Genomic DNA, 22,645 nt, shown 5'->3' on the forward strand with positions numbered 1-22,645 from the left:
ACGGGCCAGCTTCGGTGCGCGCAGCGCACCCTACGGGATCGAGGCCGCCTGCGCGGTTGGCGTCATGCGAGTACATCGTAGGGTGCGCCGTGCGCACCGGGTTTCAAGCCCCCGCCCCGCGCTCCATCAGGTGACTCATCGCCGCCTTCAGCTTCATCGGCCGCACCGGTTTGTGCAGCAGGCTGTGGCCCAGCTCGCGCATCTGCTGCTTGAGCTCGTTGCTGTAGTTGGCGGTGATCATCAGCGCCGGTAGCGGCGTGCTACGTCTAGCATTGATCTGCGCCACGGCGTCGACGCCATTGCGCTCGTCATCCAGGTGGTAGTCGGCGATCAACAGGTCGGCTTCGGCGTGGTAGTTGTCCACCTGGCGCGCCAGATCTTCTTCGCTCAGCGCGGTAACCACCCGGCAGCCCCAACCTTCGAGCAATGTACGCATGCCCGCGCAGATCGCCGCATCGTTATCCAGCACCCAGACCCGCGCACCGCTGAGGCGTTCGAGCAACTGATCCGGACTGTCCTGCACAGTGCGCACACGCGGCGCGCGGCGGGTCAGCGGCACCTCGACGGCAAACATCGAGCCCCTGCCCTGCTGCGATGCCACGCGAATACGGTGACCGAGCATGCCCGCAATCTTGTCGACGATCGCCAGGCCCAGGCCCAGGCCGCGATCCTGCTTGCGCTGCACGTTATCGCCGCGTTTGAACTCCTGGAAAATCTCCACCAGCTTGTCCTGAGCGATGCCGATGCCGGTGTCCCAGACCTCGATGGACAGGCTGTTGCCGCGCCGCCGGCAGCCCAGCAGGATGCGCCCGCTGGCGGTGTAGCGAATGGCGTTGCTAAGGAAGTTGCGGAGAATCCGCGCCAACAGCTGCACGTCGCTGCGTACCAGCGCCGAGCTGGGCAGGTAGTCCAGACGCAGGCCCTCGCTACGGGCGATCTGGTGGTACTCGGCGGCCAGATTTTCCAGCAGCTCGCTGACGGCGAACGGCGCGATATCCGGCTTGATCACCCCGGCATCGAGCTTGGAGATATCCACCAGTGTACCCAGCAAACTCTCGACGTCTTCCAGCGAGTTGCTGACATTACGTACCAGCGGCGCGCAGCCGGAAAGATCCTTCTTCTCCAACAAGGCACTGGTGAACAGCCGCGCCGCGTTGAGCGGCTGCAACAGATCATGGCTGACCGCCGCGAGGAACTTGGTCTTGGACAGATTGGCCTGCTCGGCCTCGCCCTTGGCTTCGCGCAGGCGCGCCTCCATCTGCGTGCGCTCGTCGATCTCGCGGCGCAGTTGGTCGTTCACCGTGGTCAACTCGGCAGTGCGCTCACGCACGCGCTGCTCCAGATGCTGATAGGCCTGGTGCAGCGCCTCGGCGGTGCGACGGCGCTCGGTAATATCGCGGATCAGCACGAAGATACCGACCACCTCGCCGCTGGCCTGACGGTTGGGCACGTAGGAACGCAGCATGTAGCGTTCCTGGCCGTTGTGGTTGGTTTCGGCGAATTCGAAGGTCACGCTCTCACCGGACAGCGCCAGTTCGACGTAGGGCTCCAGGCGCTGGCAATGCTCCTCGCTGTGTACTTCGCGCAGGCTCTGGCCGAGCATGGCGCCGCGCGGCCAGCAGTACCATTCCTCATAGACCTTGTTGGTGAATTCGTAGACCAGGTCGGCCGACAGATAGGCGATCAGCGCCGGCACGTGGTCGGTGATCAGTCGAATCCAGCGCTCGCTGTCGCTCAGCGCCTGGGCCTGGCGATGACGCTCGGTGATATCGGTGAAGGTGTTGACGAAGCCGCCGGTAGGCAGCGGATGGGTGCGCACTTCCAGCATGCGCCCGTCGAACAGGCGCACCTCTACCTGGCGCAGCGGTTTGCCGGCGGCATCGCGGCTGTCCGGGGTCAGCGGCTCAAGCTCGCTCTCCGCCATCACTTCGGCGAACGGCCGATGGGCGTTGATCGGCGCCAGCCCGCAGAGTTCGAGGAAACGGTGATTCCACAACTCCAGCGAGCCTTCGGCATTGACCATGGCCATGCCCTGCGACAGGTTGTCGACCGCGCGCTGCAGCAGCCGCGACTTCTGCGCCAGGGCCTGTTCGCGGCGCAGCGCCTCGCTCTGCTTCACCTCGGTGATGTCGGTATAGAGGATTACCAGCCCGCCCTCGCGGGTAGGTCGTTCGCTGACCTGCACCCAGCGCCCGTCCTGCAGGCGGAACAGGCTCGGCTCGCCCTCCTTGCCCAACTGCGCCTCCACCACCAGGCCGGTGCTGCGGCTCAGCCGGCGAATCTCCTCCAGCCGCGTGCCCGTGCCGATGCGCGCGCGGCTGCGAGCCCACAGCGCCTTGAAGCGGCTGTTGAACAGGACGATGCGCTGGCGATCATCGAACAGCACGAAGGCGTCTGAGATGCTCTCGATGGCATCGATCAAATGCTGGTGTGCGGTCTCGGCCCGCAACCGCGCATCGCTGAGCAGCTGGTTGCTGGATTTCAGTTCGGCCATCGCCTGGTTCAGCGCATCGGTGCGTTCGCGCACCTGCTCGGACAGCACCACCGAATGCTGGAAGGCCGCGTAGGCATCATCGCCACGGGAATGGATCGACTCGACCCGTTCGATCAGCGCGGCGTTGATGCGCCTGAGCTTGGCGTTTTCCTGCTCCAGCGCTGCACAGCGTGCCTGCAGCTCAGCGCTCGCCACGCCCAACAGGTCGGCCAATGGCGACACCGGTGAAGGTCTGGTTGATGTGCATGCCATTGAACTGCTCTCCGTAGGTGTTGAAGCCGATCACCCGCTGCTGGCGCAGCAGTGTGGCGACCGACTCGACGCCGCCATCGTTCTCGATCTCCAGGCGACGCAGGAAGCAGTCGCAGCCGATGGTCAGCAGCAGCGGCCCGAGGCGCTGCTCCAGCCCGGCGAACAGCTGCGCAAGGTTCGGCAGCAAGGGGCCCGGGCGCATGGCAGTGAGGACAATGCCGTTCTCCACCGCGCAGTAGAAGGTCAGGCTGAGGTCGTCGTGCACCTGCTGGATCGAGCGCACGTAGTAGTGATCGCTGATCCGCACCGCCAGCGGATAAGCGGCGAACGCCCGCAGATCCAGCGCCTCGACCGGCACACCGATCAGCTCGGCATATTCCTGCGCGGCCGGTGCGGCATTGAGTTCGTACACCCGGCGCGTGGCGCTGTCGGCACGGGTCACCACCAGCTTTTCCGCGCTGGGCTGGATGTGGTGGGTGCTGAACACCTCGAACTCCAGCCAGGTGTTGAACAGCACCACAACGGCGGCGCCGCTGTGGAAGCGGCCGCCGTGGTAGACGTGGGTGTGGGTCAGGTGGTTGTCGTCGCCGGCCGAGCCACCGAAGTGCGGGATGCTGCCGAGTGCCGCGCTGAGCGCGCCGAGCACCAGTTCTTCGCGGCTGGAAAGGCCATCGAGCAGGGTCAGGGCGAAGCTGTGGCCCTTGATCGAGGCCAGCTCGTTGCTGCGGCAATCCTTGACCAGGCCATCGACCAATTGCTGCGCATCGAGCAGATTGAAGCGCTCCATCTCGTCGATCAGTACGCTGGCGATGGAGAAGCAGCGCAGATCGAAGCCCAGCGCCACCACGCAGCCACGACCGTAGCCCTGGGGGGTGATCTCGCCGGCGCTGGTACAGCCGACCAGGCTAACGCCACCGAAATGCGCCTCCAGCGCCTGACCGAGGCCGTCGAGATCGTATTCGGCCGAGCAGAAAAACAGCACGAAGCCGAGATAGGGATGGATCAGCTGACGTGCCAGTTCCTGGGCGGCCAATTCCACATCCTTCGTGCTGGAGACGGCGCTGAGCACGCCCTCCGACTGTTGCAAGGCCATATCACGCCCCAAATGCACCTGCCGATCATGGGGAAATTCTACGAAGGAGGCCGCAGGCGCCCCATGCTACTTGAGTACTGGATAGCCGACCCGTAGGGCGTACTCGCGAAGCAGTACGCCGGACGCCAAGTGAGACTCAGGGGAACGGTAATCGCTGGTGCGCGCGGCGCACCCTACGGGTCGGCGTAAGTAGCCCAGGAAGCCATAGAACAAAAAAGACCGGGCAGAGGTCGCCCCCTGCCCAGCCTTGTGCAACGGCGCTTACCAGCTGAGTACCGCACCGACGGCGAAGGTGTCGGTGTCCTCGTTCAGACCGCTGCCGGCGGCGGCGTCGATCTGGTACTGGTTGTACTCGGCGACCAGCTTGAGGTTGTCGTTGATGGTGCGGAAATAGGCGATGCCGCGGGTCTCGTAGTCCGCCGCCACGCCCAGGCCGTTGCCGTCGTCCTCGGTCTTGCCGTAGGACAGCGCCACGCGGTTCTTGCCCCAGGTGTAGGAGCCCTGCAGCAGATAACCGTCGCTATCGATGTCACGCAGGGTCGGCTCGCCCAGGTTGTTGGTGAAGAAGGGGTTGATGCCCTTCGCCTGGAAACCCGAACCGGTCAGCGACAGGCCGCCGAACTTGGCCTGCACGCCATAGCCAAGGCCCTTGGAGGTGACCTTGTCGACGGTGTCGTCGGTGTTTTCGGAGGTCTGGTAGGCGCCGTTGACCCAGGTGTAGATGGTCGAACCGCCCACATCGAACTGGTAGCTGACTTCCGATTCGAAGCGCGGGTTTTCCTGGTAGGCCTTGCCGGTGGCGCTGTCGTCGTTGGTGTCGACCGGGTCCATGATGCCCACTGCGACGCGCAGGCCTTCGGCCAGGTTGTTGTTGCGGTAGGTGATCTGCGAAGTCGGGAACGGGTAAGGGTAGCCGGTGCCGATGTTGCCGAAGGACACGCCGTTGCCGTCCACCAGGCCGAGAGTGTCGGAGACGTTGCCGTAACCGGCCAGCAGCTCGTCGAGGAAGATGTTCGAGCGCGAGAACAGACCGAAGTCCTTGCCCACCAGCACCTCTCCCCACTCCGGGCTGGAAACGGTGCCATAGAACTGACGAACGTCGATAGCGGTGTCGGTGCCATTGGTTTCGCTGTCGTTGATGGTGACCCAGAAGGACGAGCGGCCGGTCAGTTTCAGATCATCGATCTGCTTGCCGAAGTTGAAGCCGATCCAGTTGGGCAGAAAGCCCATCTTCACCCGCGACTGGCGACGGTCGAACTGCTCGCCATCACGGTCCACGTCGCTGTTGACGTAGAAGGCGTTGATGTAGCCGTCGGTGGAGAAAGTGGTGTCGTCCTTGTCGTACAGGACGATCTCGGCGGCGGCCTGCTGCGCGGTCGCCAGGGCAACGGCCGTAGCCAGAGTCAGGGGCAGAAATCGAGTGATGGCGATCTTGTTGTTGTGCATAACGCTCTCCGCTTGAGTGGCGACCGCCAGGGCAGTCGTGTCGGAGGCGATTATCGAAAGCGGGTCCGGCGGGCCATACGCTGCCTTGGCAGCGATTCGCTGCTGCTTTGGCCGGGCGCTACCGTCGCGCTTCCGCCGGATCGCGACCGACCTGCTACCGGTAGCGGGAGAAAGGTATTAGTACCGGGCCAGCCCTAGGGTGTAGAAATGCGCCGGCAACTAAGCGGCAGGCGTCGCACACCGCAACGAACGGCGGCGGCGCGGCTGCACAAGGCTTCGCCCCGGGTCGGGGCTTCTACAGAAAAAGGGCGTTGGAAATTCGAGCGCAGTCGCGCGCAAAGAGCACTGAAGAGAAAACAGCCTAGACCGTCGACGGCGCTCCGCTGGCCAGCACGCGCCAGTCGCAGGCACTTAGCAGTTGCTCATGTGCCTGGAGCAGATCGTTTGCGGTCAGGGCCACCAACGCCTGCTGCACCCGTTGCAGGTGCACCTCGGGCAAACCTGCCAGATGCAGCCGCCACAGCTGCTCGGCACGCGGCAAGTTGGCCTCGGCCGGGCTCAGCGCTGGCAGCAAGGCATCGCGATAACGCGACACGGCCGTATCGTCCAGTGCTGCGAGCAACTGCCGCTGCTCGCCCAGAAAGGCGCGGATATGGTCGAAGATGCCGGCCGCCTCGCACACCGGCGACTGCAGGGCAAACAGCATCCCTCGACAGCCTTCCACCTGGCGAAAACCGGCAAACAGCGCGTATCCCAGCTGCAGCTCACCACGCAGGCGCTGGTAGAAACACCCCTGCAACACCTGCCCAAGCAGACGCCAGGCAGCCTCGGTACAGGCATCGTCGGCAGGCAAGGGGCAGAACAGCAGCAACGCAGCATCCGTACCCGGCTGCACGACCTGGTGCCAGTCGATCCCGGTCTCGATGCGGGGCACTGGCGGCAGATCCGCAAGCGCCTCGACAGCCGCGCACAGCTCGGCCAACTGTGCCTGTTCGCTCGCCCCGAGCCCGACGCTCAGGCCTTCCAGCCGTGAGGCCTTGGGCCGTTCGCAGAGCTGCGGCAAACGCTGCAGCAGCGCCCGCAACAACATGCCCTGGGAAGCGGGCTCCGCCGGTTGATCGAGCTCGGCCAGCAGCAGCGGCACCAGCAAGGCACTGAAGGCCGGCAACAGCGCTGCCGGCCCGCGCAGTGAAAGGCTCCAGCCAGCGGCTTGCACGCTCAGTTGGCTGACGATGCCAAGCCGCTCACCGCGCCAGCGCAGATCGGCGCTACGCAGCAGCAATCCTGCTTCGATGGCCGCCGTGTCGCCCGCGCCTGAACAAGGGCCACGCCAGTAAAGCGCGGCCGGCCCACCCTCGGTCTGCCCCGGATGATGTCGCAACGCGGCCAATGGCAAAACGGCCGATACCACGGCAGCGCCGGCCAGCAGCGGATCATTGCCAGGCAGCCGCCACTGGTGGCTCGGAATTGGAGTTGGCAATGACATCGACAGGGCCTGCAATGGCAAATCCAATCCGATCGCCGGCCACAGGGGGCGCACCTGTTCGCCGCACCGCAATTCGATCAGCCCGTCACCGCGAGCCACACAAACCAGCAAGGCGTTCAGATCGCGTAAGGTATGGCTCTCGTCCTGAACAGACGACTGCAGCTCCCTGGCCACCGCCAACGGACTGAGCCCAAGCAACCTGAGCGCTGCTGCCTGCTGTTGGTGCTGCAGCCGCAATGACCAATCTGCATGGCCCTGCAGCTGCGCGGCCCAACTCTGTACGACCGCGCGCACTGCGGCGCCCTGCTCCGCGGTGGCGCCAGGAAAGTCCAGGCGCAATAGGCATTGTCCCCCGTGCTGATACAGCACCCGCGCCTGCAACTGCCGGCACAATTGCAGTGCGCGCAGGCCGTCGAGCAAGCCGCCGGGCGCAGGGTCCTGCAAGGCATCCAGTAACAGATCCAACGATGCGCTCAGCTCACGGGTGTCGAGCTGTACGGCAAGGCCCAAGTGCACTCCAGGGCGACTGTACTGCAGGTGCAGGCACGGCGCTCGCAGCGGTAGCAGGTCGGCCGGCGGCGCGAAACAGACGGCACCCTCGCCTGCTGGTAACGTTCCAAGCAGCGCCTCGGCGATATCCAGCAACTGCTCGGCCGGTTGTGGCCCGACCAGGGTCAGGCGCATATGTCCGGCGTGGTAGTGGCACTGGTGATAATCACGCAGCGCCTGCTGAAATTCCGCAGACTCCACCGCCAGCGTGCTTCGATCCCCTGCCAGGAATGCGCCGCAGCGGTGCCCGGCGGCGAGCGCCTGGCCCAGGGCATGATCGATGCGACTGTCGGCATCCTGGCTGCGCGCCTGATATTCGGCGTGCAGCACCTCGCGCTCGCGCAGCTGCGCGTCGATCTCCAGCAACGGCTGGCAGAGCATATCCAGCAGACGCGTCAGCGCCGGCTGCAGCAACTCGACCGGTACCTCACAGACGAAATCGGTGTGCCGTGCCTGAGTCGAGGCATTGACGAGCCCGCCATGGCGCTGGACGAGAGCCATCAAGCCCTGGTCGCCCGGGTAATCGCGGCTACCGAGAAACAGCAGATGTTCGAGAAAGTGCGCCAGACCAGGATAGGCCGGTGGCTCGTCATGACTGCCCGCCGCCACACGCAGGCACAACCCCAACTGTTGCGCCCAAGGCTGTTGCTGCGCACGCAGCTCGGCGCCATTGGCCAGTCGCCGGGTAACGGGAGCTTGATCAGACATCGATGGTTCTCTGGGCAGCTTGCCGCCAAGCTTGCCCCTTGCGCCACGGTCCGGCAATGCTGCTTTGGCCGAGACAAGCCGATACGTTGGTGCAAAGCCCTCCTATGGCCGGCAACAAAAGCCCGTCCCGCGCGGGCATGCTGTTAGAATACGCAGCCTTTTCAGCCCGTCACAGCGTCCCATGTCCCAGGATTCCAACCGCCTCGCCCTGTCCCGCCGTTTCTCCGTTGCCCCGATGATGGATTGGACAGCATTTTATTTTTTACGCTTAAAAATCAATAGCTTATATAAATAGATCTTAGCATTTAGCAAATTTTTAGCATCTCATAGCTCGCCCTCGGCGGCATTGAAATAGCTGGGCTACAGAAGACCATAGAACAAACACGTGCCACTTTTTTACCACTGACTGCACCGCTAACCTCCCTAGCCCTTCTATTGCCCGCAGCATGCTGAGGCAGCGCCTCGCTAGTGATGGGTTTCGCGCTGTACTACCCATCCACGATCGCTGTTCTGCGCACACCTGCATCTCATCACGCCCCTGGATTGCACCCGGGATACGGAAAGTCGGCGCACACAACGCGTCGTATCGATATTGAGCTCAGCGAGGAGTGTGAGTGAGCCACTCGCCTCTATGCTAGGCGATAACACTTGCCGGTGACCTTGGAAGGTCTGCACGCTGGCTCAAGTGGCAGTGCAGGCTCACCCGTAGCACCCAGCGACCTCATACGGCACATGCGGTATTTTATGACTTCATCTACAGGACTAGCACATGAGTAGCAGTAACGAACTCGATGCCACATCCTTCAAAGGACAACGAGGACTTGCGCGCGTCTCGCGAGCGGCCGGGTATTCAATCGCTGGGCTACGCGCTGCCTTTATCGGCGAGGCCGCCTTCCGGCAGCTGCTATTGCTCAACGCAGTGCTGGTCCCCCTGGCATTCGCCATGGACGTGAGCCGTATCGAGCGCGTCTTGCTGGTGATCGTGCCGATGATCACCCTTATCGTGGAGTTGCTGAACTCCGCAATTGAAGCAGCAATTGACCGGATTTCGACAGACCTGCATCCCCTTTCGAAACAAGCCAAGGACATGGGTAGCGCTGCGCAGATGCTGGCACTGGCGGTAGTGGCGACGACCTGGGCGATCATCTTGATCTGAAAAATCTCGAAACACCCGTTAAGCACGACACGGATCGTGCCTGAAGAGGCGGCATCCTTCGAATGCGCGCCCCTCCTCCTGATCAGTCTTTTCTGACGTTCTGATAGAGCATCAGGCGCGAGGTTTCGTGTAGCCCCCGAGTAAGCTCGGCCAGGCGACGAAACTCCTCAGGATGCTGGTCAGCGACGTTATCCAGCGGTGTCTGCGAGGCCAGATCGTGCAAGGTTGGCTGGCTGCCGTCATGCTGCATCTGTAGCAAGAAGTCTTTCGTGACCCCACCGATCAACGGGAAAGTGCCTTCTCGCAGCACTAGCGGGACCACGCGCTCCCCTTCCGGGGCGGGCTGCTGGATATCGCGGCCCAGCGCGCCGTTGCGAAACTCCATACCGGCCATGCCCAGCACGCTGGGCAGCAGATCGACCAAGCCCACAGCCTCCTCGATCACCCGCGGTTCCAGTAGCTTGGGGGCATGGATCAGCAGAGGCACGTGATTGCTCTCCAGCCCCAGCTTCTCGAATGCTGGTGGCATATGGGGAATCTGGCTGATACGAGTGTTGTGGTCGCCAAACATGACGAAAATGGTGTTGTCGTACCAACCGCCCTCCTGAGCGATCTCCATCAAACGACCGATATTGAAGTCCAGCAAGCGTGCAGCGTTGTATTGAGCCAGGCTGCGCGAGCCGGCGTTCTGCACGGTTTCCAGAGGCAGATCGAGTACTTCGAAACCGTCATTTTCCTTCGGGATAGTGAAGGGACGATGATTGCCTGCGGTCTGGATATAGGCAAAGAATGGCTTTCCTTCGGCCTGCTGGCGCAGGATTCGGTCGCTTTCCTTGAACAAATCGAGATCCGAAATACCCCAGACATCGACCATGGGCGAAGTCCAATGGCGCTCTTCGAACAGCTGGACATCGTCGATGCTTTGACGAATCAGCGCGTTCATATTGGCCCAGCCGGAGTTGCCGCCAATCATGTAGTACTTGTCGTAGCCCTGCAGCGCATTGACCAGGCTGTGCTGGCGGGTGATCAGCGGGTTACGTGTAGCCGTTTCTTGACGTGAAACGTCGGGCACACCGGAAATGCTGGCCCAAACGGTTTTTGCGGTACCGGTGACCGGCACATAGAAGTTTTCGAAGAACCAACTCTGCTTGGCCAGTCGGTCGATATTTGGGGTTGGGTTCAGTGGATTGCCATAGGCACCCACGGCGCTGGTACCGAGGGATTCGAGCATGACGAACACAACATTAGGCGGCTGACTCCCGGCAATTGCATAGGATTGCGATGCCTGTTCACGGCTGAAATTCAAGCTCTGCGCATCCGGCTGGTCCACCCCCAGATAGCGACTGACAACATCGTAATGCTCAGCAACCTGTTCCCGATCATAGGGCTGACTGGGGACCTTCAGGGTGTCGTAGAGGAAGATCACCGGGTTCAGGCCGAGCGCCGAGATCTGGTTGTCCCCCGAAAAGAATGCGTCACTCCAGCGCAACGGCACCGGGTTTTCCAGATTGATGTTGTCGACGCGACCGAGAATGCCGAGAAAGACCACGACAACCATCAGCGCGCTGCCCCAAGTCAGCGAGAGACGGCTGATCGGCTTTGCCGGGCGCGCCAGGGTAACCCGCTCCAGGCGCAGCAGCAGCCACCAAACCAGGGCGGTTGCCGCCGCCCAGCCAAGGCTGATCCACACCACAGGATAGGTTTGCCAGACCATGTCGGTGGAGATTTGCGCGTCTTCAAGAAAGCGCAGAACGGTGGCATTGATACGCACACCCAGGTAGGCGTAATGGCCAAAGTCGATGATATAGACCAACAGCACCGCGCCGAGCGCCAGCGCCAGATACAGCCGCGCCAGCCAGCGCAGGACGCGCGAGCTGGTGAGATTCCACACCGGCAACCATGCCAGCAAAGCGACTGGCAGCATCAGCAAGATGGCCAAGCGAAGGTCGAATCGCAGCCCTATCCCCAGGGTTTCCGGTACTGCCTCGACCTCACCAAGCGCGCTGGCCTCAAACCCCGAGAACCCCACGAAGAACAGTCCGCGCAAGGCCGCGAGCACCAAGAACAGGATCGCTACCGCACCAAACCAGTAGTGCAAGCGCCGCGAGTGAAGCCAACCCATCATGCCAAACCTCAATTTATAGAATCGTCAAAATAGTGCGGCGCCCCGCCATCAAGGGCGTATCGGCAGTTTCAACTCTCTCGGTGCGTTCGACCGGCGCACGACCAACTTGATCGCGTAGCCAAGCAAGGCTCCCCAGCAGTACAGAGCAATAAAGGGATCGAGCAGATAGTCCCAATAATTCGGAGAGGGCTTAAGGCCCAGGCTGAATGCCAAGGTAGCAAAACCCAGCATGCAGGCCCCCAACCAGTTCCTCAGCATCAACAGCCCTAAAGCCAGCAGACCAATGATCAGGATCAGAGGCCGCGGGTTATAGCCCAGCCGATAGGGGTCAAAGTAGGAAAGTCCCATCGTGGCGGGATAGAGGAATAGCGCCAAAGCCGCAATCAGGACCAACACCTGCAAGCGGATAGTGCGATCCAGCTGCTTCACTAGCCCCATTCTTACCGCCGCAACGAACGTCAGTGCCACCAACGAGGTGATGGCCACGTCATCCGTGAAGCTGCGCATATAAGCCGCCAGCGAAAGTCCTTCCACGGGAATGAAACTGATCCCCAGCAGCACGAGCAGGCGGACAAACTGCATGGCCGGGCTGGAGCCAAGCGTCGGAATAACGGCGAATGCGAGTAGCGCAAAAGTCAAATGCGCTTGCCAAAGTTCAGGCATTAGAGCTGCTCCTCAAGCCAGGCGTCATTGAAGCTGATGTGTTTGATGAAGGTGTTGTTCCAGGAGTAGACCAGGTGATAGAGCCCATCGCCGCTCTTGATGAAGTACGGGTATTCATATTCGAAGTCGCAGCCGTGATCCTTGCACACCCGCTGGTCCAGATTTGCCAGAAACTCATCGACAAGGCTCTCTCTGCGCGGTCCGCTGGAACGGAGGAACTTGTCGCCGATAATTTCTCGATAAACCTCGGGACTGAATGGGTTGCCGTACGGATCAGGAGACTCGTCGAGATCGATCACCGGCTTCCACAAATCGAGACCGGAATCGGTACCCATCAGCCGGAGGCGAAAACGTCCATCTTCCAGATCGTTCAGGGCAACCAGCAATCCATGATCAGGCGTGGCCACTGCTGCAAGCGAGGAGTTTGGGTTGGCGGGATTGATTGGATAAGGCTCGCTCCATGTTTGCCCCGCGTCCTCGGTTCGACTGGCAAGTACCTTGTGATGGATGTCACCCGCGTAGCGCAACATCGCAACGGCGTTGTACTCGTCCATCGGTACTATCGTGGGTTGCAGGGAATGCTTACCCCTGCTGATACGGGTCTTATCGACAACATCACCAGCCGGACTGATGTACAGATACTCGGCAAACTTGCCGAGAAATTCGTGATAGACCGGCAGGCCGATGGTGCCGTCGCGATGGAACACCGGCGCGTTGCGCACGAGCGTGCTGATGTTCAAGAAAGGAGTCGTAATCAACTGCTTGGGCGCAGACCAGTTTTCACCAAGGTCATCCGAGTACATGGCGTTGATCGCGCTGCCAGCCCAGCCACCAATGGACACCGAAACGTAAAATAGCCACAGCCGGTTATCGGGAGCCAGCGCGATAACAGGGTTGCCCAGTTTGCGTATGTGTTTCTGGGTCGCACTCTCGGTAGATTCCCGCGTAGCGAGAACTATCTCCTCTCCCCACTCGGCTTCTTGGGCGTCGTAACGCGAGCCGCGAACCTGAACATCTGCGGCGCCCTCTCGGGAGCCGGCAAACCAGACTGCCATCAGCCCGCCGTCAGGCAGAGATGCTACTGAGGATGCATGAACGAACTCGTCAAGATCCGAAGAGGCAAAACGGCTGCTGTAGAAGGGAGCCTGGACGCTACCAATCAGTTCACCGGAACGTTCCGCCATGGCAAAACCGAGCACGTGACGATCAGGATTCAGCCACCAGGCGGAAGCAAAGACAGCGAAGAGGGAGACAACAGCCAAGCGAGAAGGCAGAGAACCGAATTTCTGAGAGCGCATTGAAAAACCATATGTTGCATAAACACATAAAGCCTCCTGCGGATAGCAGGAAACGACCAGACACCAGCCTCAGAGACAAGGCGTGGCAAGAGGGAGTGTTTGGCTGGTTTTTACAAGGGTCTGACTCGACTGCAAATAGACTGGGAATAGGCCAATTGACATGCAACGGCAGCCCGGGATCATGGCGCAGTGAGTTCGCGGATGCAACCGCGAACGCAAATGTTCAACTAGCGGAAGATCGTGCCCACCCCGACTCTACTCAACTGAAGCCCCATATGACATGGGCTCCAGGCCAAGCCTGGAGGTTCATAATTGGACAACCACGCAACATTTGGTCAAAAAAACACCCACAACCTAGCAGTTGCTGCTAAGATGTCGCCCCGCCCAACGACCCGATGCCTAAAAGTATCCCGTAGCGATGATGAATTTCTGTTCCCTCCCGGCTGTTACGCCGCCATAAGTTACCCTTCCGCTTTTTAGCGCCCTTGCCTGTTGCCGCTCCGCTACAGGCCACAGGTGTGCACCGTCGACCATGCACGACGGTTCTTCTTATCACTTATCGCTAGCCCTGCTGAATTTCGGCCTGATCGTATTCGTTCGCCTGCATTTTCTGGGTTGTGGTGTTGCGCCGATTTCATTCGCAACGACTAGAAGAGGCTTCCATGCCCCCAACAACAACCGCTGCCTTTGCGCACAATGCCCTTGATCATGCGCCAACTTGGCACAAACAGCTGACTGTCGAGTTCATTTTCACCCTGATCAACGGCGTACTGTTGACGATCAGCGACAACGTGTTCGTTGCCACCGTCTATATCAGCGAAATCAAGCAGGTGCTGGGTGTCGGCACCATCGACCGGGACTTCGAGCGCCTGGCCATCAACACCGGCACCTACCTGCCCAGCGTAGCTACCGCCAATGGCCCAGCAGCCCTCCTCCTCCTGTTGACATCTGCCAACGCATCGCCAGCACGACTGCACTACAGACGCATGGCGGTCATGGCATTGCCCTATACCTTGGCTATGGGCGGAGTAGGCCTACTGTCAGTGATCTTTCTCGTTTAACCCGACTTGGCGCCTCTATTGCTAGGCACCCCGTCATAACCTTCAACCTACGGACATATACATGCTTCAGAAACTCAAGCAAGACTGGTTCTCAAACATACGCGGCGACTTGCTCGCAGGCATCGTCGTCGCTCTGGCCCTCATTCCCGAAGCTATCGCCTTCTCCATCATTGCCGGCGTCGACCCCAAAGTGGGTCTGTACGCCTCGTTCTGCATATGCGTGGTCATTGCATTTATTGGCGGTCGGCCCGGCATGATCTCGGCTGCTACCGGCGCCATGGCACTGCTGATGATCACACTGGTGAAGAACCACGGCCTCGAATATCTACTCGCGGCCACTCTGCTCTGCGGCGTACTGCAGATCATCGCCGGCTACCTCAGATTGGGCTCACTCATGCGATTCGTTTCGCGGTCAGTGGTTACCGGCTTCGTCAATGCACTAGCCATCCTGATTTTCATGGCCCAGTTGCCCGAGCTGACCAACGTCACCTGGCATGTATACGCCATGACCGCCGCAGGTCTAGGCATTATTTACCTGTTCCCCTATGTACCGTGGGTAGGCAAAGTCGTTCCCTCGCCGCTAGTTTGCATCGTAGTGCTGACGGCCATCGCCATGTATTTCGGCATGGATATTCGTAATGTGGGCGACATGGGCCAACTGCCGGACACTCTGCCTATCTTCCTTTGGCCGGACGTACCTTTGACCTTCGAGACCCTGGCCATCATCTTCCCCTACTCCGCTGGCCTAGCGGTGGTCGGCCTTCTGGAATCGATGATGACCGCGACTATTGTCGATGACCTGACCGATACCAACAGCGACAAGAACCGCGAGTGCAAAGGACAGGGCGTAGCCAATATCGCCTCCGGTTTGTTGGGCGGCATGGCCGGTTGCGCCATGATCGGTCAATCCATCATCAACATTAAGTCCGGTGGCCGTACCAGACTTTCAACGCTCTCGGCGGGTGTATTGCTGCTGCTGATGGTGGTGTTCCTGGCCGAATGGCTGACCCAGATCCCAATGGCTGCCCTGGTCGCCGTGATGATCATGGTATCGATCGGTACCTTCAGCTGGGATTCGCTGCGCAACCTGAAAAAACATCCGCTGTCGACCAATATCGTCATGGTGGTCACCGTCATCGTCGTCGTGGCCACGCACAACCTGGCCTATGGCGTGCTGGCCGGCGTACTGCTGGCGGCCATGTTCTTCGCCAACAAGGTCGGTCATTACATGCATGTAGGCTCCACCGCTGAAGACGACGGCATGAGTCGAATCTACAAAGTTACCGGCCAGATCTTCTTCAGTTCGGCGGACAAGTTCATCGCCGCATTTGATTTCAAGGAAGCCTTGGAAAAGGTCACCATCGACCTTACGCATGCGCATTTCTGGGACATCACTGCAGTGGCAGCGCTGGACAAGGTAGTCGTCAAGTTCCGCCGCGAAGGTACTGAGGTCGAAGTGCTCGGTCTGAACGAGGCAAGCGCCACCATCGTCGACCGCTTTGGCGTACATGACAAACCAGACGCCGTGGACAAGCTGATGGCCCACTAGGCCTTCATTAAGTCCAGATAGCCGCTCCCATAAGGAGCGGCCCCTACAACTCACGCTCTCCATTCCAAATGGAGGCAACGAGGAACTCTCATGACAGCTGTCATTTCCTGTATTGACGGATCGCCGTCTTCAGCCGCCGTGTGCGACTACTCCGCCTGGGCCAGTGTGCGCCTCGCCGCCCCCCTGACCCTGGTTCATATCCTGGAAGAAACGCCGCAAGTCCCTACCGACTTCACCGGCAGCATTGGCCTGGGTAGCCGCGAGCATCTGCTGCAAGAGCTGGCGGAACTTGACGAGAAACGTGGCCGCCTGGCGCGCGAGCACGGCCAGCATCTGCTGGACGCAGCCAAGCATCGCCTCGACCGACTCGGGATCATGCATCCCAAAGCGCTGCAACGACATGGCAACCTGGTCGACAGCCTGAAAGAAATGGAAGACGACATCCGACTGCTGGTCATCGGTCGCCAGGGCGAGCAAAGTGGAAGTCTTTTCGAGCACATCGGTGGTCACATCGAGAACGTCATTCGCACGCTACACCGCCCCGTCCTCGTAGTACCGACCGACTTCGCAATGCCACAGCGCTTTCTGATCGCTTTTGATGGCAGTGCCAATGGCCGTCGCGTGGTTGAGCGCCTAGTGCAAAGCCCGCTGCTCAAGAGCCTGGACTGCCACCTGCTGATGGTCGGCGAGCCGTCGGCCGAACAGCAGGCACAACTCGACTGGGCAACCAGCCAGTTGCAGCAGGCCGGCTACACCACATACTCGAAAACCTGCCAGGGTGAGGTCGAGGATGCCCTGGAAAGCTATTGCCAGGACCAACTCATCAGCCTCCTGGTCATGGGAGCTTACGGTCACTCGCGGATCCGCCAGTTCCTGGTGGGCAGCACCACCACCAACATGCTACGCCGGGCCAAACTGCCCCTGCTGATGCTGCACTGATCCTCAAACTCAAACTGACGGGTCGAACCAAAGAGGGGCTCGCCACAACGGGCGCCTCTATCGGCTTTGGCTGGGTGCAGCCCGATGCGGTTTGCCGTCAGCAGGCCAGACCGGTGATGCCGCGGACAACCGTAGTCGAGGATCTGTATCACTTCGACGCGGACTTATGGCCGTACGCTCACGGCCTAGTAAGAGAATTTCGAACTAGCCTGGCTTGGTTCTCTGACGAATTCGGCAAGCGTTTCTATCGCATGTAGCGTTATAACCTGCTGCCGTGCGCTGGAGCCTTTCACGCGCGACATCCAACTTTGGCAGTGAGTGATGAGCACAGAGGGTGTCCCTGGAAGCTACTCGCGCCCTGTGATGTAGCACCGAGATTGCGGGATGCCATTAACCGATAGCTCTGGTAGGTTTGCGGCATGGGGCTGCCAATTCGCTGCGGCTTCTGACCGCGCGCCCCCATGACGCAATGCACCAATACAAGGAAAACCTTATGACCTATGTGATGGCTTGCATCGACGGCTCTCCCTCTGCGACCGCAGTATGTGACTACGCGGCCTGGGCCAGCCTGCGACTCGATTCGCCCCTGGCATTCCTGCATGTTCTCGATGAGAACAGCTACCCAACCAACAGCAACCTCAGCGGCAACATAGGCCTCGGCAGCCGCGAGATATTGTTGGAGGAACTCGCCGAGCTGGATGCTCGGCGCAGCAAGCTCGCCCTTGAAGAGGGGCGCATCATGCTGGAGGCTGCGAAACAACGAGCCCTGGAAGACGGCATCGATAGTCCGCTGATCAAGCAACGTCATGGCGACCTGGCTGAAACCCTGGTGGAGCTACAAGAAGAAATTCGCCTCGCAATCATCGGTAAGCAAGGCGATCACGCCAGTGCCGGCGCGCAGGTCGGCAGTCACCTGGAAAGTGTATTGCGTACACTCAGCCGTCCGGTGCTGGTGACCCCCACCGCCTTCAAACAGCCTGAAAGCGTGATGCTCGCCTATGACGGTCGTCCGACCATGGATAAAGCTGTTCAACTGATTACAGCAAGCCCATTGTTCAAGGGCTTGCCCATTCATCTCGTGCAGGTCGGCGCAGATACCAACGACGCCTGGGAGCAACTGAAGTCTGCGAAAGAGAAACTCAAGGCTGCAGGCTTCGATGCTCAGATTGCTATTCGCGCGGGCGAGGTGGAACCGACCCTGCATGCCTATCAGAACGAGCACGCCCTCGACATGGTCGTGATGGGTGCGTATAGCCGTTCTCGCATTCGCGAATTCCTGGTCGGCAGTACCACCACCAAGATGCTCAGCACCTCACGCACGCCTATACTGCTCCTGCATTGAGGGGTTGCAGCCATGAGCGATGAGATCGACCTGGCACACTTCCACAGCTCGTTACAGGCGCGCCTGGCGGAACTGGATAGCCTTGATTCCGCAGCGCAATCGCGAGACTCCATCGAGCTGGATCAGAGCAAGGTAGGTCGACTCTCACGCATGGACGCTCTCCAGCAGCAAGCCATGCTGGATGCCAACCGAGCACGCGGCAGACGGGAGCGGTTACGCATAGAGGCCGCACTACGCCGTATTGCCGAAGGCGATTATGGCTACTGCACCCAGTGTGACGAACCCATAGCGCTCGGCAGGCTAAATTTCGACCCGGCGACGCCTCTGTGCATTGAGTGCGCGAATAACGCCAATCACGACGATTAGGCCCTCACTATCCTCCCCTGAAATTACCGGTTCCTGAGTCTCTCGGCGCCTGAACCAGTTTGATCTGACGACCCCATGCAACTAATTACCGAACTGATCCATCCCGAACTCACATCCACGCAGGGCAGAGTATTTCGTCGACACGCCGCTCGCGGCATCGTGCTGCGAGAAGAACAAATCCTGCTGTTGTTCACCGAACGCTACAACGACTTCAGCTTCCCCGGTGGCGGCCTCGATGCCGGCGAGGACATCATCGCCGGCCTCACACGCGAGCTCGAGGAAGAGACTGGCGCCCGCGATATACAAGTACTCCAGAACTTCGGCTACATCGAAGAGTACCGACCTTACTGGAAGCCGCAATACGATCTGATGCACATGACCTCGCACTTCTATGTGTGCGAGATAGCACCTCAGCTGCGGCCGGTCAGAATGGAAAGCCACGAGGTCGCCAATGGTATGCGTCCCATCTGGGTCGATCTGCATGAAGCCATTGCGCATAACGAGGCAGTCATGCGACGCCAGGAATCCTCGATGGGCCAATCCATCCAGCGCGAGACCTTCATGCTAAGAAAAGTGGCTACAGAACTCTCGACGACCTGCTGAGCACCTCTGTTTCAGTTGACTGTTAAAACAGGCCAGGAAGGAGGGTGCTGGGCTAATGGTGTTGCACAGGGGGGTCGACACCCTGCCGATTCGCACTTCGTTAGCCCAATGTTCGGAGAGCATTTCGTTAGCGGCCATCTGCCAACCTTTCAAGCAGGGAAGTCTCAGAATAATACCTTTTAAAACAATAACTTGCCTCGCTACCTGTTCCGCAATCGACCGGCACCAGGCTCACTGCAGCCCCCAGATTTCGGGGGGCTGCAGAAAATTGCGGAACGGTCGTGATGCTGCTTTTTAGGCAGACCCTCGATACGGCCGGGCTAAAATATCGACTGGCCAAGCGTCAATCTTCACCCTTAGCTGTATGCGCCATCGGAGGGGCAGCTATTTTCCGCACGAGGTCTAGGAAGCTTCGACCTACATGCCTGCTTGGCATCCTTCCTCTATGACACTTAAGCGGCACCGACGAGTCCAGGCGAATGCGGCTACATCATGAACAACAGCGTACTTGCCTTGAACTAGAGCCTGTCCTCAATTCGGGGCGGCACGCGTCGAGCTAATTGTTATTGGAAACCTTTGAGCAAGCGGGATAAACGTCTAGAGCACCACTACGCTCAAGAGACCTCCGCTTCCCGATGCACTCGAACAGAAGAGATATCCAGCTCCTCCACTAGCGCTTCTTGATCCCGCTGGCCGGTTAGTTGGCCGACCAGCTCCCACTGCTGATCCAGCTCTTCATTGATAGCCTGCATGCGCTCGATCATGCGCTTGGCTGAATTCTGCAACGCTGCATCCTGGCTTCGCAGCTGTTCGAAGGCCATAGCGGTTATGGATGCGGTCATGTGGGTCATGCTGCGAGCCATGAGGCCTAGCAACTGTATCAACTGCTCGTCCTTGGCAGACATGGTGTACTCCTCCAGAGGCTGATTATCAGAGTAGCTGGTGGGTTCGCTGATTCCGAAGGTAGGGCTGTAAGCCAATAACCATAGCTGGAGTGAGATCTCTGCCCTCCTACCCCATAAGCCTCTAGATTGACGGGCTCGACACCTCACTAACTACGCCACAGTAGGTTGCCATCCTGAAACCCTCGGGCTAGAGTGCGCCCGTCGTGGTAAATCCCACGGCCGGGAGTCGAAACCCGCTTTGTCTGAGGGCGCGGCAGCGTTCATAGCTGTGTAGCAGGTACCTTGTACCCTGCTACTGCATTCTATGGCGGGCCGAGAGTGAGCCTCCTCTCGCTGCGCTGACGCAGCGTCCTTGGCTTTCTGAGCCTTTATCCTGTAAACATTCTGCACATACCTCATGTCAGGGTACACAGCCATGCCCACGGGGCGTGCCACTGCTCAACGTACTCTCGCTGAAATCCGAAACTACGCCACAGTAGGTTGCCATCCTGAAACCCTCGGGCTAGAGTGCGCCGGTCGTGGTAAGTCCCACGGCCGGGCGTCAGAACCCGATCAATCGAGGGCGCGGTTGCGTCATAGCGAAGCGGCAAATGCCCCAGTATTTGCTATCGCTTTCTATGGCAGGCCGTGCGGGGCAGGCTTTTGCCTGGCCGGTTCCCTCGGTTACCGGTTTCTGACCCCCGTACGGTCTGCCACCATACTGCGTCAGAACAGTGGGTGGCAGCTCCTTAATCAAACCGAGGAGCATAAGGAAAATGCGCTACCCCTTTTTTACCCGAGAGCTCCGCCTTGGGCTTCAGGTCTTGCTGTCCACCTCTGCTCAGGAGGTGCACCATGGCTGAGTTCGAATCCTGCGTTGTACCTTTTCCGTTGCAGCGAAGCCCGCTGCATGAATCCGAACGCTCTCCTCTACCCTCTGAAGCTGCCGCTGAAATGCGCGGCGTCATGCTCGGCAATCTACTCGATCAACTGGCTGAACCTGAAGGCTTGCATCCCGCGGATCTGCGCGTGCGCATCGCTGCTTATTCAGCGCTGGCTCTGCTCGATGAGATGGTCGTGCTCTATCGCCGCGCCCTCTCCGAAGTGCGGGGAGGTGCCAGATGAGCAATGGCGTCATGACGTGCCTTCCACCTAATGACGGCCATCCAGGTATGGAGATCACCTGGGCTGCCGATTGCAGAGAGGCATTCGACCAGGGCGTGAAGCTGGCCCAGACCTGGCTCGATAACGCTCGCAGTGGATGGCTTTGGGCAGTGATGATCGCGGAGCGCGATCTGCTGCCCTGCGCTATTGAGAGGCGAGCTTTTGAGGTGGGTTTCCTGAGTCGTATCCACCAGCGTATGTGCTCGCATCTTCGCTGCGGTGAGCAGGCCGAGATCTATACCGCGGGTGATTGTTTTGGCCACAGAAAGACCCTGACGCTCGCCGAACCGAGCTGTCAGGGCTGACCTGAGCCATGGCAAATGCCAATGAAGTGGTCTGTTTACACAGACCAGGAAGGGAGGTTCTGAGCTAACGGAGTGCAGGGTCAGAGTACTGACTGTTTGCACTTCGTTAGCCCAGAGACCGGAGAATATTTCGGTAGCGGCCGTCTGCCAATCGTTTTGATGGGCACTGGCCACAAGTGGCGACCAGCCTCGTTCCTTTCTCGTTGTTGGTGCAGGCCATATCTGCAGCTCTACTGCTCGCCAACAACGCCTCTGAGCGTTTTAGGCTGTACCGATAGAGCCTGCGCGCTGCGCTTGCTGGTGTCGCCTGTGAGATCGGCGGAATGGCGGTCTTGCTGTTTCCTCTCACCGTATCACGGCGTTCTCGCCGTCAAGGGCTGCATGCGCTTCGCGCATTTGCGGCGGGGCCGGCTAACGCCCCCTGACTGCTGCGCTGCGCCGTGCTGGGCCGGTTCCGGGCAATTCCGCCCGAGCAACTGGAGCACGATCATGTCTCAGCTTTCTCTCGCCTTTGACGCTTCTCTGATGATTCACGACGAGCAAGGTCGCTATCTGCCTGCCACTGCAGAACAGATCCTGGACGCTGCTCGCAAGGTGATCGATCAGAAGGTTCAGCGAGGCGCAGCCTTCACGTCTTCGGAGCTGGTCAAGGAGTACCTGATCGCGAAGCTGGGTGGCTTTGAGCACGAGGTTTTCGCAGCGCTGTTTCTGGATACGAAGCATCGCCTGATCCAGTACGTCGAGATGTTCCGCGGCACCATCGACAGCGCGTCAGTGTACCCGCGGGAGGTAGTCAAAGAAGCACTGCGCCTGAATGCGGCTGCAGTGATCTTCGCGCACAACCATCCAAGCGGAAATCCAGAGCCAAGCCAGGCTGACAAGGTGCTAACACAACGCTTGAAAGAAGCCTTGGCGCTAGTAGATGTCCGTTCGCTGGATCACATCATCGTTGCGGGCCAACGCACGGCGTCTTTCGCTGAGCTTGGACTGTTATGAAACAAGGGGGCTGAGCCCCCTTTTTGCTGCGCCCTTTCAGGCGTGCGCAGCATGTTCAGCCGGTTCCTCATCCTTCGCTGCCAGCCCCACCGTCAAGTGACCGCCGTTATCTTGGATCAGATGCAGCAGGTCGTAGGTTCTGATCTGTCGAGAAGGCTGGAATGAC

Annotated in this window: 17 protein-coding genes and 1 pseudogene; 10 read left to right on the top strand and 8 right to left on the bottom strand. The window is 59.9% G+C overall.

Annotation, left to right across the window (positions count from 1 at the left end; translation table 11 throughout):
- Positions 1-103 precede the first annotated feature (103 nt).
- The 4 genes from nahK to pqqF all read right to left on the bottom strand — a co-directional run bounded on the left by nahK (position 104) and on the right by pqqF (position 8,028).
- A complete protein-coding gene (nahK, locus tag BM186_RS13145; protein WP_162843960.1) occupies positions 104-2,746 on the bottom strand; it encodes a hybrid sensor histidine kinase/response regulator NahK/ErcS' in 2,643 nt (880 codons plus the stop codon).
- Complete coding sequence (gene nosP, locus BM186_RS13150) at positions 2,676-3,839, bottom strand: nitric oxide-sensing protein NosP (RefSeq protein ID WP_074915819.1); 1,164 nt, start codon at positions 3,837-3,839, stop codon at positions 2,676-2,678. The genes nahK and nosP overlap by 71 nt, the downstream gene beginning before the upstream one ends.
- Positions 3,840-4,100: 261 nt before the next feature.
- Complete coding sequence (locus BM186_RS13155; protein ID WP_074915821.1) at positions 4,101-5,285, bottom strand: porin; 1,185 nt, start codon at positions 5,283-5,285, stop codon at positions 4,101-4,103.
- Between the two features lie 361 nt (positions 5,286-5,646).
- Complete coding sequence (gene pqqF / locus BM186_RS13160; RefSeq protein WP_074915823.1) at positions 5,647-8,028, bottom strand: pyrroloquinoline quinone biosynthesis protein PqqF; 2,382 nt, start codon at positions 8,026-8,028, stop codon at positions 5,647-5,649.
- 769 nt (positions 8,029-8,797) lie between these two features.
- Between pqqF and BM186_RS13165 the strand changes: the two genes are divergently transcribed.
- Positions 8,798-9,184 carry a diacylglycerol kinase gene (locus BM186_RS13165; protein ID WP_074915825.1) on the top strand — a complete coding sequence of 129 codons (387 nt, stop codon included), beginning with the start codon at positions 8,798-8,800 and terminating at the stop codon, positions 9,182-9,184.
- Between the two features lie 82 nt (positions 9,185-9,266).
- Here BM186_RS13165 and BM186_RS13170 read toward each other — a convergent pair whose 3' ends face one another.
- Genes BM186_RS13170 through BM186_RS13180 form a run of 3 tightly spaced genes read right to left on the bottom strand, consistent with a single transcriptional unit; the run spans position 9,267 to position 13,270 of the window.
- A complete protein-coding gene (locus tag BM186_RS13170; RefSeq protein WP_074916250.1) occupies positions 9,267-11,306 on the bottom strand; it encodes an LTA synthase family protein in 2,040 nt (679 codons plus the stop codon).
- Between the two features lie 51 nt (positions 11,307-11,357).
- On the bottom strand, positions 11,358-11,972 hold the full coding sequence (locus BM186_RS13175; RefSeq protein ID WP_074915827.1) for a hypothetical protein: 615 nt from the start codon (positions 11,970-11,972) through the stop codon (positions 11,358-11,360).
- The gene (locus BM186_RS13180) at positions 11,972-13,270 is read right to left on the bottom strand and encodes a sialidase family protein (protein WP_083431601.1); all 1,299 of its coding nucleotides are present in this window, start codon (positions 13,268-13,270) and stop codon (positions 11,972-11,974) included. Before BM186_RS13180 ends, BM186_RS13175 begins: the two co-directional genes overlap by 1 nt.
- A gap of 746 nt (positions 13,271-14,016) precedes the next feature.
- Here BM186_RS13180 and nhaB point away from each other — a divergent pair.
- The 6 genes and pseudogenes from nhaB to BM186_RS13210 form a co-directional block, all read left to right on the top strand.
- A pseudogene (gene nhaB / locus BM186_RS13185) lies at positions 14,017-14,331 on the top strand (sodium/proton antiporter); the annotation flags it as partial.
- 61 nt (positions 14,332-14,392) lie between these two features.
- Entirely contained in the window at positions 14,393-15,880 is a 1,488-nt protein-coding gene (locus BM186_RS13190; protein ID WP_074915831.1) for a SulP family inorganic anion transporter, read from the top strand.
- Positions 15,881-15,970: 90 nt separating this feature from the next.
- Entirely contained in the window at positions 15,971-16,819 is an 849-nt protein-coding gene (locus BM186_RS13195) for a universal stress protein (RefSeq protein WP_074915833.1), read from the top strand.
- A 493-nt stretch (positions 16,820-17,312) separates the two neighbouring features.
- Positions 17,313-18,161, top strand: a complete 849-nt coding sequence (locus BM186_RS13200; RefSeq protein ID WP_074915835.1) for a universal stress protein — start codon at positions 17,313-17,315, stop codon at positions 18,159-18,161.
- A 12-nt stretch (positions 18,162-18,173) separates the two neighbouring features.
- On the top strand, positions 18,174-18,527 hold the full coding sequence (locus BM186_RS13205; protein ID WP_074915839.1) for a TraR/DksA family transcriptional regulator: 354 nt from the start codon (positions 18,174-18,176) through the stop codon (positions 18,525-18,527).
- Between the two features lie 75 nt (positions 18,528-18,602).
- A complete protein-coding gene (locus BM186_RS13210; RefSeq protein ID WP_074915841.1) occupies positions 18,603-19,130 on the top strand; it encodes an NUDIX hydrolase in 528 nt (175 codons plus the stop codon).
- Positions 19,131-19,744: 614 nt separating this feature from the next.
- Here BM186_RS13210 and BM186_RS13215 read toward each other — a convergent pair.
- Positions 19,745-20,035, bottom strand: coding sequence for a hypothetical protein (locus BM186_RS13215; protein WP_074915843.1), 291 nt, complete (start codon positions 20,033-20,035; stop codon positions 19,745-19,747).
- A gap of 834 nt (positions 20,036-20,869) precedes the next feature.
- On the opposite strand from BM186_RS13215, the gene BM186_RS13220 reads away from it, so the two are divergent.
- The 3 genes from BM186_RS13220 to radC all read left to right on the top strand — a co-directional run bounded on the left by BM186_RS13220 (position 20,870) and on the right by radC (position 22,479).
- Complete coding sequence (locus BM186_RS13220) at positions 20,870-21,139, top strand: hypothetical protein (RefSeq protein WP_074915845.1); 270 nt, start codon at positions 20,870-20,872, stop codon at positions 21,137-21,139.
- Positions 21,136-21,483 carry a LasR-specific antiactivator QslA gene (locus BM186_RS13225; protein ID WP_074915848.1) on the top strand — a complete coding sequence of 116 codons (348 nt, stop codon included), beginning with the start codon at positions 21,136-21,138 and terminating at the stop codon, positions 21,481-21,483. Before BM186_RS13220 ends, BM186_RS13225 begins: the two co-directional genes overlap by 4 nt.
- Positions 21,484-21,972: 489 nt before the next feature.
- Positions 21,973-22,479: a RadC family protein gene (radC, locus tag BM186_RS13230; RefSeq protein WP_074915850.1), complete on the top strand. Its 507-nt coding sequence runs from the start codon at positions 21,973-21,975 to the stop codon at positions 22,477-22,479.
- The last annotated feature ends 166 nt before the right edge of the window (positions 22,480-22,645 follow it).

Origin of the sequence: Ectopseudomonas toyotomiensis (assembly GCF_900115695.1) — a bacterium.
In the GTDB taxonomy this organism is placed as follows: Bacteria; Pseudomonadota; Gammaproteobacteria; order Pseudomonadales; family Pseudomonadaceae; genus Aquipseudomonas; species Aquipseudomonas toyotomiensis.